Source organism: Flavimaribacter sediminis (assembly GCF_019492055.1).
Lineage (GTDB): Bacteria > Pseudomonadota > Alphaproteobacteria > Rhizobiales > Rhizobiaceae > Flavimaribacter > Flavimaribacter sediminis.
Genome location: NZ_JAICBX010000003.1, coordinates 219,502 through 235,470 on the forward strand (window position 1 = coordinate 219,502; position 15,969 = coordinate 235,470).

16 protein-coding genes and 1 pseudogene are annotated in these 15,969 nt (G+C 60.1%); 9 read left to right on the forward strand and 8 right to left on the reverse strand.

Annotation, left to right across the window (positions count from 1 at the left end; all coding sequences use genetic code 11):
- The first annotated feature begins 38 nt into the window (after positions 1-38).
- From K1W69_RS16675 to K1W69_RS16705, 7 genes are all read left to right on the forward strand, one after another.
- On the forward strand, positions 39-947 hold the full coding sequence (locus tag K1W69_RS16675) for a choline ABC transporter substrate-binding protein (protein WP_258571190.1): 909 nt from the start codon (positions 39-41) through the stop codon (positions 945-947).
- 177 nt (positions 948-1,124) lie between these two features.
- Entirely contained in the window at positions 1,125-1,961 is an 837-nt protein-coding gene (gene choW, locus K1W69_RS16680; protein ID WP_220229562.1) for a choline ABC transporter permease subunit, read from the forward strand.
- Positions 1,958-3,019: a choline ABC transporter ATP-binding protein gene (choV, locus tag K1W69_RS16685; protein WP_220229563.1), complete on the forward strand. Its 1,062-nt coding sequence runs from the start codon at positions 1,958-1,960 to the stop codon at positions 3,017-3,019. Before choW ends, choV begins: the two co-directional genes overlap by 4 nt.
- An 82-nt stretch (positions 3,020-3,101) precedes the next feature.
- Positions 3,102-3,863: an SDR family NAD(P)-dependent oxidoreductase gene (locus K1W69_RS16690; protein ID WP_220229564.1), complete on the forward strand. Its 762-nt coding sequence runs from the start codon at positions 3,102-3,104 to the stop codon at positions 3,861-3,863.
- The gene (locus tag K1W69_RS16695; RefSeq protein ID WP_258571152.1) at positions 3,814-4,890 is read left to right on the forward strand and encodes a CaiB/BaiF CoA transferase family protein; all 1,077 of its coding nucleotides are present in this window, start codon (positions 3,814-3,816) and stop codon (positions 4,888-4,890) included. Before K1W69_RS16690 ends, K1W69_RS16695 begins: the two co-directional genes overlap by 50 nt.
- A gap of 3 nt (positions 4,891-4,893) precedes the next feature.
- Entirely contained in the window at positions 4,894-5,682 is a 789-nt protein-coding gene (locus K1W69_RS16700; protein ID WP_220229565.1) for a HugZ family pyridoxamine 5'-phosphate oxidase, read from the forward strand.
- On the forward strand, positions 5,666-6,007 hold the full coding sequence (locus tag K1W69_RS16705) for an ArsR/SmtB family transcription factor (protein WP_258571153.1): 342 nt from the start codon (positions 5,666-5,668) through the stop codon (positions 6,005-6,007). The genes K1W69_RS16700 and K1W69_RS16705 overlap by 17 nt, the downstream gene beginning before the upstream one ends.
- A 6-nt stretch (positions 6,008-6,013) precedes the next feature.
- Here K1W69_RS16705 and K1W69_RS16710 read toward each other — a convergent pair.
- Positions 6,014-6,307, reverse strand: a pseudogene (locus K1W69_RS16710) (GNAT family N-acetyltransferase); the annotation flags it as partial.
- A gap of 118 nt (positions 6,308-6,425) precedes the next feature.
- Here K1W69_RS16710 and K1W69_RS16715 point away from each other — a divergent pair.
- A complete protein-coding gene (locus K1W69_RS16715; RefSeq protein ID WP_220229567.1) occupies positions 6,426-7,382 on the forward strand; it encodes a nucleoside hydrolase in 957 nt (318 codons plus the stop codon).
- A 44-nt stretch (positions 7,383-7,426) separates the two neighbouring features.
- Here the strand turns inward: K1W69_RS16715 and K1W69_RS16720 are convergent, their stop codons facing one another.
- The 3 genes from K1W69_RS16720 to K1W69_RS16730 form a co-directional block, all read right to left on the reverse strand.
- Positions 7,427-8,221: an SDR family NAD(P)-dependent oxidoreductase gene (locus K1W69_RS16720; RefSeq protein ID WP_220229568.1), complete on the reverse strand. Its 795-nt coding sequence runs from the start codon at positions 8,219-8,221 to the stop codon at positions 7,427-7,429.
- Position 8,222: 1 nt separating this feature from the next.
- Positions 8,223-9,254, reverse strand: coding sequence for a phosphotransferase family protein (locus K1W69_RS16725; protein WP_220229569.1), 1,032 nt, complete (start codon positions 9,252-9,254; stop codon positions 8,223-8,225).
- An 88-nt stretch (positions 9,255-9,342) separates the two neighbouring features.
- Positions 9,343-10,173, reverse strand: coding sequence for an SDR family oxidoreductase (locus K1W69_RS16730; RefSeq protein ID WP_220229570.1), 831 nt, complete (start codon positions 10,171-10,173; stop codon positions 9,343-9,345).
- Between the two features lie 174 nt (positions 10,174-10,347).
- Between K1W69_RS16730 and K1W69_RS16735 the strand changes: the two genes are divergently transcribed.
- Positions 10,348-11,649 (forward strand): NAD(P)/FAD-dependent oxidoreductase, encoded by a 1,302-nt coding sequence (locus K1W69_RS16735; protein WP_258571154.1) that lies wholly within the window; start codon positions 10,348-10,350, stop codon positions 11,647-11,649.
- 39 nt (positions 11,650-11,688) lie between these two features.
- On the opposite strand, the gene K1W69_RS16740 is transcribed toward K1W69_RS16735, so the two are convergent.
- The 4 genes from K1W69_RS16740 to K1W69_RS16755 form a co-directional block, all read right to left on the reverse strand.
- Entirely contained in the window at positions 11,689-12,885 is a 1,197-nt protein-coding gene (locus K1W69_RS16740) for an alpha-D-ribose 1-methylphosphonate 5-triphosphate diphosphatase (protein ID WP_220229571.1), read from the reverse strand.
- A 160-nt stretch (positions 12,886-13,045) separates the two neighbouring features.
- The gene (locus K1W69_RS16745; protein WP_220229572.1) at positions 13,046-13,786 is read right to left on the reverse strand and encodes a SpoIIAA family protein; all 741 of its coding nucleotides are present in this window, start codon (positions 13,784-13,786) and stop codon (positions 13,046-13,048) included.
- A 109-nt stretch (positions 13,787-13,895) separates the two neighbouring features.
- Complete coding sequence (locus K1W69_RS16750) at positions 13,896-14,465, reverse strand: invasion associated locus B family protein (RefSeq protein WP_220229573.1); 570 nt, start codon at positions 14,463-14,465, stop codon at positions 13,896-13,898.
- A gap of 223 nt (positions 14,466-14,688) precedes the next feature.
- Positions 14,689-15,801, reverse strand: coding sequence for a calcium:cation antiporter (locus K1W69_RS16755; protein ID WP_220229574.1), 1,113 nt, complete (start codon positions 15,799-15,801; stop codon positions 14,689-14,691).
- Positions 15,802-15,969: the final 168 nt, after the last annotated feature.

Below are 15,969 nucleotides of genomic sequence, written 5' to 3' on the forward strand. Positions count from 1 at the left end.
GCATGAAGACTATCACATCATCCATTCTCGCTTTCGCCATGAGCGCGGCCATCGCCGCCCCGTCTCTGGCGGCGGATCCGGAAAGCTGCGGCACGGTGACCTTCTCCGACGTCGGCTGGACGGACATAACAGCGACCACAGCGGCCACGACGAGCGTTCTTGAAGCGCTTGGTTACGAGGCTGACGTAAAGGTTCTTTCCGTGCCGGTCACCTATACCGCGCTCAAGGAAGGCGATATCGACGTATTCCTCGGCAACTGGATGCCGACCATGGAAGCCGACATCGCGCCCTACCGCGAAGACGGATCGGTCGAGACGGTTCGCGAGAACCTCGAAGGCGCGAAATACACGCTCGCAACCAACGCCGCAGGCGCCAAGCTCGGCATCGACGATTTCAGCAAGATCGCCGAAAACAAGGACGCGCTCGACGGCAAGATCTACGGCATCGAGCCCGGAAATGACGGCAACCGCCTGATCCTCGACATGATCTCGTCCGATACGTTCGGCCTGAAGGATTTCGAACTCGTCGAATCGTCCGAGCAGGGCATGCTCGCCCAGGTGGCGCGCGACGTGAAGCGCGACCAGCCGATCGTGTTTCTCGGCTGGGCGCCGCATCCCATGAACGCGAATTTCGACCTCACCTACCTTTCAGGCGGCGACGACGTTTTCGGACCCGACTTCGGCGGCGCGACCGTCTACACCAACGTGCGCGCCGGTTACACCGACGACTGTCCGAATGTCGGCCAGTTCCTGAAGAACCTGAAGTTCACACTCGCCATGGAAAACGAGATCATGGGCGCGATCCTCGACGACGGCGAAGATCCGCAGGATGCGGCCAAAGCCTGGCTGAAGGCCAATCCGGACGCGCTCGCTCCGTGGCTCGAGGGCGTTACGACCCTCGACGGCGGCGACGCCATGCCGGCCGTCAAATCCAGCCTCGGTCTCTGAGGCACATCTGATCACTCCGCCCCGGCGTCGCCTCCGGGGCGGACTTTTAATTTCTGCAGCCAAAGCGCGAACCGCGCCGCAATACTCTCTCGAAACGTTTCGACAAAGTGATATGGTGACGCGCGCCCGACACTGTCCCATTGTGACGGGAACCATCAGGAAAGGCGAGGACCAGCCATGGAATGGCTGACGGAGTACAAGATTCCCATCGGCAAATGGTCCAAGGCCGTCGTCGATTGGCTCACGGAAAACGCCGACTGGTTTTTTGACGGACTGGCCGAAATTCTCGGAGCCGTCATCGACGCCATCATGTGGGTCCTTCAAACGCCGCCGCCGCTTGTCGTTATCCTGGCTTTGACCGCGATCGCCTATGTCATTCGCAGGTCGTGGCCGATCACCGTCTTTGTCCTTCTCAGCCTGCTCTTTGTCGTCAACCAGGGGTACTGGACGGAAACCACGGAAACGCTGACCCTCGTCATGACGGCCTGCATTGTCTGCATGGTGATCGGCGTGCCTGTGGGCATCGCCGCCGCCCACAGGCCGAAGCTGTATGCAACGCTGCGTCCCGTGCTGGACCTGATGCAGACGCTGCCGAGCTTCGTCTATCTCATCCCGGCGATCATCTTTTTTGGCATCGGCATGGTTCCTGGCCTTATCGCGACCGCGATCTTCGTCCTGCCGGCGCCAATCCGCCTGACGCATCTGGGAATCACCTCGACGCCGCAATCCCTGCTTGAGGCCGGCGAAGCGTTCGGCGCAACGCCGCGACAGTTGCTCTGGAAAGTCGAACTCCCCTACGCCATGCCGCAAATCATGGCGGGTCTCACCCAGACAATCATGCTGTCGCTTTCGATGGTCGTGATCGCGGCCCTGGTCGGCGCCGACGGGTTGGGCGTTCCGGTCGTCCGCGCCCTGAACTCCGTCAACACCGCTCTCGGCTTCGAGGCGGGCTTCGTCATCGTCGTCATCGCCATCGTGCTTGATCGGGTGCTTAGAGCGGGAGACGGTAAATGATTGGCGATCCGGTGGTTCGTTTCGAAAATGTCGATATCGTCTTCGGCGACAATCCGGCGTTGGCTCTGCCGCTGATAGACCGGGGCGAGAGCCGCGACGCCATCCAGGAAACGACCGGACAGATCCTCGGCGTCGCCGGCGCAGAACTCGATGTCATGGAAGGCGAGATCATCGTCCTCATGGGATTGTCCGGCTCGGGCAAATCGACGCTCCTTCGCGCCGTCAACGGCCTCAACCCGATCGCGCGCGGACAGACGCTGGTCGACAGCGGGTCCGGTTTCGTCAATCCGCAACAATGTTCAGCGAAAGAACTTCGAAAGCTGAGAACCAACCGCGTCGCCATGGTCTTCCAGCAATTCGGGCTGCTGCCCTGGCGCACGGTCGAGGACAATGTCGGCTTCGGGTTGGAGCTCGCAGGCGTTTCCACCGCCGAACGCAAGACACGGGTTCGCGAGCAACTCGACCTTGTCGGGCTATCGCAATGGGCGGATCGCAAGGTCAACGAACTTTCGGGCGGCATGCAGCAGCGCGTCGGACTTGCAAGAGCCTTTGCAACAGGCGCGCCCATCCTGCTCATGGACGAGCCCTTTTCGGCGCTCGACCCTCTGATCCGCACGCGTCTGCAGGATGAACTGCTGCAGCTCCAGGCGCAGTTGCAAAAGACCATCATTTTCGTCAGTCACGATCTCGACGAGGCTTTCCGGATTGGTAATCGCATCGCCATCATGGAAGGCGGGCGGATCGTGCAATGCGGCACGCCGCAGGAAATCGTCCAGAACCCGGCCAACGAATACGTCGCGGATTTCGTCGCCAACATGAACCCGCTGACCATGCTGATCGCCTCCGACGTCATGGCTGAGGGCATCAGCGAAGCAGCGTCACAAGACAGCTTTTCGGCGACGGCGGCTCCAGACACGCCGCTCGTCGACATTCTGGATTCGATTGCCGCCAAACCCGGCGCCGTGGGGATCGTCAGCAACGGCCGGATCGTCGGTTCGATAACCTCGCAAGACATTGTGAAGGGCTTGACCCGTCATCGCCAATCTGCCACCGAGTAGCCAACCTGCAGCTGGCTAACAGGCGGCTCAGACAACAATCACGCAGAACTCCGGCCAAGGAATTCAAAGAGAGAGATTCGAGATGAAAACAGAAGGACAAGCCGCCATTGTCACGGGAGGCGGATCGGGTCTCGGCGCCGGAACAGCGCGTGCGCTTGCCGCCGCCGGCGCCAAGGTCGCCGTGCTCGACATCAATGCGGAACAGGCAAAATCCGTCGCTGACGAAATCGGCGGGATCGCCCTGACCTGCGACGTCGCCAGCGGATCGAGCGCCGAAGAAGCGGTCGCCAAAGCCGCCGAGGCGCATGGCGAAGCGCGTATTCTCATCAATTGCGCGGGCATCGCCAACGCCGGCCGCATTGTCGGCCGCGAAGGTCCGCACGACCTCGAATTGTTTTCCCGGGTGATCAACGTCAATCTGATCGGCTCTTTTAACTTGATGCGACTGGTCGCCGATCGCGCTTCAAAGCTCGACCCGCTTGACGACAATGAACGCGCGGTGATCATCTCGACGGCTTCGGTCGCCGCCTTCGATGGCCAGATCGGCCAGGCGGCCTATTCCGCGTCCAAGGGCGGCATCCACTCCATGACACTTCCCGCGGCGCGCGAACTCGCCCGCTTCGGAATCCGCGTCATGACGATCGCGCCTGGCATCTTCGGCACGCCGATGCTGATGGGCATGACCCAGGAAATCCGCGAAAGCCTTGCAGCGGCCGTGCCCTTCCCCTCGCGCCTCGGCACGCCGGAAGATTACGCCAGCCTGGTCATGCATATCCTGGAAAACACCATGCTGAATGGCGAGACGATCCGTCTGGACGGGTCCATTCGCCTGGCGCCCAAGTGACATGAAGGGACCGCTCGACGGCATCAAAATCGTCGAGATGGCGGGCCTCGGGCCCGCCCCCTTCGCCTGTTATCTTCTGGCCGGCATGGGCGCCCAGGTCACGCGCATCGAAGCGGCCAGGCGCGGTTCTACCTTTATAAAGCTGACTCCCGAAACCAACCCCGACATTCTGATGCGGGAGATCCGCGAGATCGACCTCAAGTCGCCGGAGGGCCATGACGAAGCGATGCGCCTCATCGAGGCGGCCGACGTGCTGGTGGAAGGCTTTCGACCAGGCGTCATGGAGCGGCTTGGGCTTGGCCCCGAGCCTGCGCATAAGGTCAATCCGGGCCTGATCTACGCTCGCATGACCGGATATGGTCAGGACGGACCGATGTCCGCGACCGCCGGACACGATCTGAATTACATCGCGATGTCCGGCGTGCTCTCCCTCATCGGCCGCAAGAACGCTCCCCCAACGCCGCCGCTCAATCTCGTCGGCGATTACGCCGGCGGTTCGATGATGCTCGTCACCGGCGTGCTGGCGGCGCTCTTCGAGCGTGTCCGGACCGGACGGGGACAGGTCATCGACGCGGCGATGGTCGAAGGTTCGGCGCTTCTTGCCACCCCGGTCTTCTCCTTCATCGCGTCCGGCATGTGGAATGTTGATACGCGCGGCGAAAACCTGCTCGACAGCGGCTGTCCCTTCTACGATTGCTATGAAACCGCCGACGCAAAATTCGTCGCCGTGGCGCCGCTCGAGCCGCAATTCTTCGCAAATCTCGTCGACACGCTCGGTATCGACGCCGAATGGAAAAAAGCGCAATACGACCAGACCCGCTGGGACGAACTGAGGCGGCTTCTGAGTTATACATTCGCGCAAAAGCAGCGGGACGAATGGGAAACGATCTTTTCGGGGATCGACGCCTGCGTGACGCCCGTTCTGTCTCCCGAGGAAGCCGCGTCCCATCCGCACAACCGGGCGCGAAACAGTTTTACGTCGCAAAACGGCGTGATGCCGGGACCTGCGCCGAAATTCACGAGTTAGGCAATGGCGGAGACAAAGGCGACCATTCTCGAAACGGACGAACAGGCGCGCGCGCTGGCGGCTCGGCTTTTCCGCACCGCCCGTTTCGGCGCGCTTGCGGTTTTGCACGCCGACACCGGCGCCCCTTTCGCCAGCCGTGTGGCTGTCGCAACCGCCTGCGACGGCGTTCCGGTGATCCTCGTGTCCCGCCTTTCAGAGCACACGTCCGGCCTGCTCTCCGATCCGCGTTCAAGCCTGCTCGTCGGGGAGCCCGGCAAGGGCGATCCGCTGGCCCATCCCCGCATCAGCCTTGTCTGCTCTGCTGTCAGGATCGACCGGGACGATCCCCGTCACGCTTCCGTTCGAAGCCGTTTTCTCAGACGACATCCCAAATCCGCGCTCTACGCAGATTTCGCGGATTTCCTGTTCTTTCGGCTTGAGCCGTTGTCCGCCAGCCTGAATGGCGGCTTCGGCAAGGCTTACCGGCTTGCGCCCGAGGACATCCGCATTGATTCGCCTGCCAACGAAGAACTCGCCGGGATGGAAGAAAGAGCGGTCGCGCATATGAACGAAGACCACTCGGACGCCGTCGATCTTTACGCCAAAGCGCTCGCCGGAGAAAGCGGCGATGGCTGGAAATTGGCGACGGTCGATGCGGCGGGGTTTGATATGATTCGCTCTGAGCGCGTCAGTCGTGTAGAATTCAACCCAATTTTGAAGACAGCGGCCCAACTGAGGCCGGAATTGGTGGCGCTCGCCCGGAAAGCGAGCAAGACGATGGATAACCGACGTGAACATGACGGCAGTAATTGAAGACGAAATGACTCTCGACACGGAGAAACTGGAGGAGAACGCCGAAAGGGCGGCCTGCCTGCTGGGCGCCATGGCGAACGCAAACCGGCTTCTCGTGCTCTGCAACCTGGTAAAAGGCGAAATGTCTGTGAATGCGCTGGCCGAAAACGTCAATCTCAGCCAGTCGGCGCTATCCCAGCATCTGGCGAAACTCCGCGCTCTGGATCTCGTGAAAACGCGTCGCGAGGCGCAGACGATCTACTATTCCATCGCCTCCCACGAAGTCAGCGCAGTTCTCGAAACACTCTATGCGCTCTATTGCGCGCCTGTGCTTGAGCCGGCCTGACCCAAATCAGCGCTGATACTTGATGAACGGAGTAAGAGTTTCAATCCGGTCATAGAGCTTGCGCGCCTGGGTATTAAAATCCTGAGTCGTCCAGTAGACCGACGGGCGCCCTTCAGCGTCTGCAGCGCTATACACGGTTTCGATCAGCGCGCGACCGACGCCTTGTCCCCTTGCCTCCGGATCTGCATAAAGGTCCTGAAGGTAACAGACATTCTCGATGCGCCAGCCATGCCTGTGAAACAGGAAATGCGCGATCCCGACCGGTTTGCCGTCAAGCTCGGCAATCAGCCCGCGATACTCGTTCGGCGCGCCGGCATTGCCCGCCAACAGCGCCCCGCCTTGCAGGAGGTGTTGACCTTGCAATGAAGATCGGCCACTACCGATCTCTCTTTTCTTCGGGACACGAGGGATCCGCCCCATGAAACACAAGGTAGTTATCGATACCGATCCGGGTATCGACGATACAATGGCCATTGCCTATGCGGTCGCCCATCCGGAGATCGACCTTCTGGGGTTGACTACGATTTTCGGCAACGTCTCCGCCGCGGAAGCAACGCGCAACGCCCTGTGCCTCCTCGACTTCTTCGGTCACGACGCCGATGTCGCCCAGGGTGAATCCCGGCCAATGGAAATTAATCCCAATCCCCATTCCTACTATGTGCATGGCCATAACGGCCTCGGAGACATCGACCTGGACGCGCCCAAAAGGCGCGCCATCGATCAAGGCGCAGCCGAATATCTCGTTGAGATCACTCGAAAAATACCGGGTGAAATCAACATTTGCGCGGTTGGACCGCTCACCAATCTGGCAAAGGCGCTGGAACTCGACCCGACGATCACGCAGCGCGTCAAGTCTGTCGTGGTGATGGGCGGAGCCGTCTATCGCCGTGGCAACGTTTCGCCCGTTGCCGAAGCGAATATATGGAACGATCCGCATGCCGCCGACGCCGTGTTCGCGGCGGACTGGCCGCTCGTTCTGGCGCCGCTGGACGTGACGACGCCGGTGGTCCTGTCACCCTCGTTCTTCGCCGATCTGCGAAGCGCGAATTCACGGGTCGGAGGACTCCTGGCCGACATGGCGCAGTTCTACACCCGCTTCTACCGCAGCCACAGCGGCATCGAAGGATGTATTCCGCATGACGTTATGGCCTTGTCCTGGCTCACCATACCCGGCGTCTACCGGCAGCAACGCGGGTCCATGGCCGTCACGACGCAGGGACCGGGCATCGGACAGACGCTGTTCCAGCCAACCGGCCGGCGATCGGTTGACCCGATGTGGATGGAACGGCCGCAGCACACCGCGCTTGTCGAGATCGACCCTGGCTTCTTTACCGCCGATTATTTCAGCACCATCGTCGGCCTGAAAGAACACTGAGGACGCAAAGCCGACAGAACTGTAAAACGGCGAAACCGGTTGGTTCAATAACCGGTCAGGCCGCCGTCCACATGCAGCGTCTGTCCTGTCATGAAGCTGTTATGCGGCGATGACGCAAAGACGAAGACTTCCACGATCTCGTCCACCTCGGCGAGCCGGGCCATCGGTATCCCTCTGACCATCTGCTCCTCTGTGAGGACCTTGCCGCGCACGTTCTGACCGAGCTGGCTCGTCGCCATCGGCGTGCGCGCAAAGGACGGGCAGACCGCATTGATGCGTACGCCTAGGCGCGCATATTCCTGCGCGACCGAACGGGTCAGGCCGACCACGCCGTGCTTGGCGGCCGCGTAGACCGAGAGACCGGATGCGCCGGTGACGCCGGCGACGGACGCGACATTGACGATAACGCCGCCCTGGCCGGTTGTCCTGAACTGGTTCTCCATGGCGGGAAGCTGATGCTTGAGGGCATAGAACACGCCTAACAAATCGACATCAATGACGTGGCGCGCCTCTTCGGATCCGATTTTCGGAAGTTTCGTAAATCCGTCCTGGACGATTCCAGCATTGTTGAGGGCCACATCAAGTCGTCCGAACCGCTCCAGCGCCAGAGAAACAAGCTGTTCCGACAGGCTCTCGTCTGCGACATCTCCGGCAAGAAACGCGATCTCGGCGCCGGTTTCCTGATTGACCTGATCGACCGTCATTTGCAGCGCCTGCGCCTTGTAGTCCGAAAGGACCAGATTCGCGCCCTCGGCCGCATAGCGACGCGCCGCCGCGCCGCCGAAACCACCGCCCGCGCCGGTTATCAGCACTGTCGACCCTTCGAATAGTCCGCTCACGTCACTCTCCCTCCCGTGTGATGTCCACCGCCATCGCGGCAAGAACCGGCACCGCCGTGCCCATCTGCTTCGCGCGCTCCGGATTTGAAGCGTTCCCGTCCAGCGCCCGTTTCAGCACACCCTGCAGAATTGCGCCAAGGCGGAAAAACGAGAACGCCAGATAGAACGGCCAATTGTTGATTTCGCCAATATTGCGCCGTCCGCAATAGGCGTCGACATATTCCCTTTCGGTCGGAAGGCCGATGGCAGTCCGGTCGAGGCCGCCGAGACCGCGAAAACCGCTCTTGTGGGGCAGTCTCCACTGCATGCACTGATAGGCCAGATCCGCCAGGGGATGACCAAGCGTCGACAGTTCCCAATCCAGAATGGCGAGTATTTTCGGCGCTTCGGGATCGAAGATCATATTGTCGATCCGGTAGTCTCCGTGCACCAGCGAAACCTGTCCGTCATCGGCGGGCAGATGGCGTTCAAGCCATTCGATCAAAACGTTCATGTCCTCGATCGACTCGGTTTCGCTTGCCCGGTACTGCTTCGTCCAGCGACCGAGCTGGCGCTCGAAATAACTGCCCGGCTTGCCGAAATCGCGGAGCCCGACAGTGTCCACATCGACGTCGTGCAACGCCGCCAGTGCGGCGTTCATCGCGTCGTAGATCGAGAATCGATCCGCCTCGTCGACTTCAGGCAAGTCCGGCTGCCAGAATATTCGGCCTTCGAGGTAGTTCATGACGAAGAACATTCGGCCGATGGAGGAGTCTTCCTCCGACAGATAGAACATCTCAGGCACCGGCACGCCGCTGCTTCTCAGCGCCTTCATGACGCGGAATTCCCTGTCCACCTGATGCGCCGATTTGAGCAATTCTCCCGGCGGCTTCGCCCGCAACACATACTTGCCGCTCGCCGCCGTAAGCAAATAAGTCGGATTGGATTGCCCCGTGTTGAACTTCTTGATTTCCTTCAGTCCCGAAAAGCCGGCAATGCCGGCCTCGAGTTCCGAACCGAGAGGTTCGAGAGCAAGGTCGTTTGTCTTCGTCATGCGCAATCCTCCCAAATCCGCGCTTCGGAAACCTCTCCCTTAACGGACAGGATGCTCTATACGCGTATATTCCGCCACTGAAAATCCGTCAGCCGGTATGGGCGGCTTCTGCAAAAAGGCCCTTCCCATGGTGGACGGAAAGACCGCCGTCTATGGGCAGAATCGCTCCGGTGATGTACGAACCGCCCTTGCTGCACAGATAAAGCGTCGCAGCGGCAATGTCGTCCGGAGATCCGATCCGCCCGATCGGAACGCCTTGGGATACAGTGTCGACCTGCTTGTCGGTCCCGGTGGCGAACGCCGTCATATTGCTCTGGAACGGGCCAGGCGCAAACGCATTGACCGTGATGCGCTGTCCGGCGAGTTCGCTTGAAAGAATGCGCGTCAGATGATGGACGGCGGCTTTCGAGGCAGAATAGGAGTAGGCGCCTTCAGCGAGCGGTTGGGTTCCCATCACGGAGCCGAGATTGATGACCCGCGCCGGGTCTTCATCGCTACCCGCCTTTTCGAGCAGGGGGAGCAGTTCCTGCGTCAGTGTAAAGAGGCCCGCCACATTGACGCCCAGCACACGACCCCAGGCATGATACGGAAATGTGCCGAGTGGTTCGCCCCACGTCGTGCCCGCATTGTTGACGAGAATGTCAAGCGCGTCAGTGCGCGATCGAACGGCGTCGGCCAGGGCCAAAATGCCCTCTTCCGTTGCAACATTTCCAGCGAAGCCTTCAGCCGACCCGGGAGCGTCCATGGCGTTGAGTTCGCTAGCAACCGCCTCGCAAGCCTCGGCCTTGCGCGAAGCGATCATGACCGAAGCGCCGCCTCTGACGAGCGCCGTTGCGACCATGCGGCCAATACCCGTCGCGCCGCCAGTCACCAGGGCTTTCTTGCCCGTGACCGAAAACAATTCCTGCAAATAGTCCATGACATCCTCCCTGATGCAACATACTGAGTAGTATGTTTCACGCCGATGGACGAATGTAAACCCATACCGTGGGCTTGATTCTGCATTCCACCACTATTCTCGGATGATGACCCAGGCTGGTCGGATGGTGTATGAATAATCATCTCTGCGATCGGTCGACACGAAAGGAATATTTTGGACCTTCTTTCCGAAAATGACGTCCCGGGCGCCTATCCCGACAGCTACTATCATGCAACGGCCCACGCCGAGCCGGATCTGCCCGAACTTGAGCAGAACGAGCAATGCGATGTCTGCATCATCGGCGGCGGCTACACCGGCCTGTCGACGGCGCTTCACCTTGCCCAGTCAGGACTGGACGTGATCCTTCTGGAGGCGAACCGCGTCGGCTGGGGCGCGTCCGGTCGCAACGGCGGCCAGCTGGGTTCGGGGCAACGCGTCGACCAGGATCAACTGGAAACGATGTTCGGCGTGGAGAAAGCGCAGGCGCTCTGGCGGCTTGGGGAGGAATCGAAAGCGCTCGTCCACAAGCTCATTGCTGACCACAAGATAGAGTGCGGCTATCATAGCGGCATCATGTACGTCGATCACCGACGGCGCTTTGTCGAATCCAGCAGGGCCTATGCCGAAAAACTTCAGAACGACTACGGCTACGAGCAGATCCGCTTCATCGACAAGTCGGAACTCGGCGAAATCATGCAGACGGACGCCTATCACGGCGGCGTTCTGGATTCCGGCGCCGGGCATCTGCATCCGCTGAATTTTGCGCTCGGTCTGGCTAGAGCCGCCAGATCCGCCGGCGCGCGCATTTTTGAAAACAGCCGCGTCACGGCGGTCGAAAACGGCCCGACACCGACGGTCATGACTGAAAAGGCGACCGTGAAAGCCAATCATCTCGTCTATGCCTGCAACGGCTACATTGGCGAGCTCGAAGAAGCCGTGTCGACCCGCGTGCTGCCGATCAACAATTACATCATCGCCACCGAGCCCATGGATGCGGCGCTGGCGCAATCGCTGATTGCCAACAATGCGGCGGTCGCCGATTCAAGGAACGTCATCAACTATTTCCGGCTGTCGCCCGACAACAGGCTTCTCTTCGGAGGCGGCGAAACATATGGCTACCGCTTCCCGAGTGATATAAAATCCTATGTCCGTCGTTACATGCTGAGGGTCTATCCGCAGCTGGAGGACGTTCGCATCGATTACGGCTGGGGCGGGACCCTGGGCATCACCTTCAACCGTTTGCCGCACATCACCCAGGTGGAGCCGAATATCATGTCGGCGTCAGGCTACTCCGGGCACGGGATCGGCATGGCGACGCTGTGCGGCAAACTGCTGGCCGAAGCGATCAACGGATCGACGAGGCGGTTCGACCTGATGGAATCGATCCCCAATGCGCCGTTCCCGGGAGGAACCGGCCTGCGCCAACCCCTGCTGGTGCTCGCGATGCTCTATTACAGTCTTCGCGACAAAATCTGATTCCATCCACCGACGAACTCGAAGGCCGTTGGCGCCAGATCATCTTACGTCGGACCGAAAGACCTGGCGCCCCTCGACAAGCGCCGCTAAGACGTTGGGGAAACGAGCTCTGTCGGATCCCGGATCGACAAGCAACAGATCGGCGCGGCGACCGATTTCGATCCGGCCACGATCCGTCATCCCGAGCGCGTCGGCGGGATTGGCTGACACGAGATCCCAGGCGCGCTCCAGTGGCAGTATTCCGTCGCCGGCAAGACGGAAAGCGGCGTGCAGCGGCGCCGGATAGTAGTAGTCGGACGAGAGCACGCTGCACACTTCGTCGGCAACGAGGTCCGCGGCCGAGGGATTGCCAATCTTGTGGCTTCCGCCGCGCAACACGTTCGGCCCGCCCATGACGACGTGTTCCCCATGCGCGCGGGCGTCGGCGGCGACGTCGCCTGAAAGCGGGAATTCGGCAGTGTACGCGCCAAGCGCCCGGTATCGGGCCCGCGTCTGTGTATCAGGATCATCGTGACTGAGCAGCGGCGCGCCGGCGGCGTTCGCCATGTCGGCGAGCGCTTCAATCGTCGCCTGTGTCTCGGCGTCGCTTTGCGCAACCCTGTCCACAAGCTTGCAAAACGCGTCCACGGACAATCCGGTGCGACCGGCATGGCGGGCGAGTTTCTCGGGGTTTTCCATGTCGTTGCGCGTATCAGCCAGATGATCGTTGAAGGCGACGACGCCAATCGAACCGTCGGCAATCAGCGGCGCCACGTCTTCAAGGCCATCATGGTTTTGCACCTCAAAGCGCAAATGCATATGCGTGTCGCACCGCAGGCGGCCTCGCCGGGCGCGCAAGGTTTCGGCGAGCGCAAGGAAAGTGTCCCTTCCCCGCAGACCCGGCTCCCAGGAATAAGTTACGCCGTGCATTGCGGTGGTTATGCCGAAACCGGCCATCAGCCGGTCGGCCTCGTCAAAGGCCAGTTCCGGCGGAAACCGCACGCCTGGGCGCGGCATCAGGGATCGCTCGAAAGCGTCGCCATGAATATCGACGATCCCGGGAAGCAGCAAAAGGCCACGACCGTCCAGCCGCGCGCGTCCGCCTCCGCCTTCAGATCCGGAAACTTCGGCAATGCGCCCTGCCTCGATGCGAACGACTATTTCGTCGAAACGCCCTTCGACAAGCGCCCGCGCGCCTGTCACATCAATGGACTGCGGAACAGTTCCGTCCGCTCGGGCGTACTCTGGGTCGGTCATGATGAAACCAGGAACAAGGGGGTGAAACCCGTTATGGCGACGTTCGCGAAAGATCGAAAGAAAGTCTCCTATCCGATCTTTGTGACAGTTTCCCAACGGGCGGCGGACGTTCGTTCAGTCCGTCCGCGCCAACTGCCGAAGCCTGATGGATTATCGCCGCCTACGCCTTGATCCAGGCAATGGCTCCATCGAGGTCCCCGCGCTCGAAGAGATGAACCTGCCCCGACATGAGAGGAGCAAACAGCCTGGCGCTGTTTCGCAACCATCCGATATCCGTCACCAGGGCGATCTTCGAGAAGGAATGCAGATGGCTGAACCCGAGTCGGGTGTCATCCCAGATGGCGGACGCCGTTGCGCCTTCGAAATCCTCGTCCATGACCACGAGAAACTTAAGCCGATCGTGGGTCTTCAGTTTCTGCTCGATCAGCGGATACATGAAATCGAGATAGTCCTTCGACGTCAGTTTACCGACGACTTCGCAAGCAACAACATCGTCGGGCATACCATCCATCAGCCGGAAGGAATGTCCCGGCGGATCGATAACGGAGGCCCAGTCGAGAGCTTCTTTCAGGGCGTCGCTCCTGAAATGTCGAATACGCGCCCCGACGAAATGATTGACGATCGACGGCATGGCGGAAAGAACCGCACTATCGCTGACGATGGCCACTTTCGGCACGATCTTCTCGTGCTCGCGCACGAGTTTGAGATGCGCCACAAGTGAATCCAGATCTTTCCAGATCGGAAACTCTTTCGCGTTCAAGACAAGCGCGGGCACCGTGTCCTTGTCATTGATATACTGGTCGATGCGCGCTGAAAGTCCTTCGAAGTCTTCGGCGGTCAACGAGCCTTGCGGTTCGGCGACAATGACGTTTTTTGCGCTGTCAACTGCGATATTGAGCATGGCGACAACCTCCTTGGACGACGCCGACGGCGTTCGCTCGGCCGGGCCTTTGGCCACATTGACCGATTTCGACCCGCAGAACAACCATGGGCGCGCCGGTCAGGCGCGGTCAGAATGACGCATATTTCTGGCTGGCGGAAGTAAAGCCCTGCAGCGAGAGATTGACCGTTATGGTTTTACCTTCAACCGTGTCGAAGATGATCTTGAGTTCGTTGCCTCTCTTGAAGGAAGCGAGCCACTCGGGCTTGAGAACGGCGTTTGCATACACGCCGGAACCGTCGCTGTGCGTATAGGGCAACGGGATCGGCTGGTTGTCGTCGACTTGCAGCCGCAGCGGGTTCTGAAGCACCAGGCCATGGGGCAACGCCATGCTGATGAGATCCTGATCGGAATTCGGTTGCGGCAGGATCGTGAAACGCAGAAGCCGCTGATTGGTGTCTTTCAGAAGCACTTGCTGGAACATCTCGCACCGCATATCGGAGGAGGCGCCGCTACCGGTGCAATTAACGATCCAGTTGCCGCCGGTTGCAGTCGGCGCTTCCTGCCCGTTTCTGGGCGTCTTGTTCGTGGTGGCCTGCGCCAGCAGGATTTCTTCGGCGGCGTGCGCCGTTGCAAACGGCGCAACAGCCGCAGCAATCAGGAACACAAAACCGGCTCTCAAAATATTTACGTAAGTCACAAGAGGAATCTCCCTTTGCCGTCAGACGGTCTTACCCACAATTCTCTGGCGTCCAACCGAACCGGCAAACTGAAGACACGACCGGCGGGACGCATATCCGAGATCTGTCGCCTTCCACGAAACCATTAGAGCGTTTCGCGTTTGGATGGAAGCACCCGTTGGCGGGAAATCGACCCGCCTTCAACTGTATTGCTGTACCGCCAAAGCGACGTTCAACCAAGGGTCAGGGATCGAAAATCAAAACGACGTAGACGACAAAGATCACGAGATGAACCGCCCCCTGCAACATGTTGGTCCTTCCGCCCCCGAAGGTCAGCGCGCTGACGAACATGGTGAGCAGAAGCAGGGTGAGATCGGTGTTGGTGACGCCGAGTTGAATCGGCTGATTGATGAACACCGAAATCGCGAGCGCGGCCGGAACCGTCAGCCCGATCGTCGCGAGCGCCGATCCGAGACAGATATTCACGGCGCGCTGAAGGTAGTTCTCCCGCGCTGAATGGAAGGCCGCGAGCGCTTCCGGAGCGAGAACCAGGCTGGCGATCAGCACGCCGCCAAGAGCGGCCGGCAATTGCCACGTTCCCACCGCAAAATTGGCGAGCAGCGCCATTTTCTTCGACAACAGCACGATTGGCACGAGAATGCCGACCAGCAACACTGCATGAAACAGGATTGAGTTCGCTTCGCCATGCGAATGATGCTCGGCTCCGCCCTCGGAGGCATTTTCGGCAAGCGGCTGAACGAAAAAGGAGCGGTGGCGCCGGGTCTGCATGGCCAGAAAGGTTGCGTACAGCACGATGGTGATGACGGCGAAGAGTTCCGACTGCGTGTTGTTCAGACTAGCGTCGGATGTCGAAACCGTGAACTTCGGCAGGATCAGCGACATGCTCGCAAGCGTCACCAGCACGGTCAGAAACGCGTTGGCGCCGCGAAGGTTGAACTCCTGTTCGCGATGATGAAATCCGCCAACCAGAAGCACCACCCCGACGACGCCGTTCATGACGATCATGAGCACGGCCATCATGGTGTCCCGGGCGAGCGTCGGCGCGGCGTCGCCGCTCAGCATGATGGACGATATCAGCGCGACTTCGATCGTAATGACGGCGATCGTCAGGATCAGCGTGCCCAGCGGTTCCCCAAGCAGATCTGCAAGATGATCCGCATGCCGAACCGCGGAGAAGGACATAGCCATCATCACGCAGAACAACACAACGAACAGCATGAGAAAAATCGGCAAACTAAACGTGTCGCCGAACAAAAAAGCAGCCGGCCCATAGAGAAGGATCGCCATTACGACGCCGAATAAAAGTGGTGTTTCCTTCCGCACATGCTTGAACATAGAAAGCTTCCGATACAGTCAAAAAGACGATTTCAGATTTCTGACTGCCACACTTTCCGCGATTTGCAAACCATACGGAGCAGATAAGACGGCGTCGCGGCTAATACGCTGAAGAAAATACCTGAATTCTGCGCACAGAGCTGCGTTGTACTTTGCCGGCCACCGCGA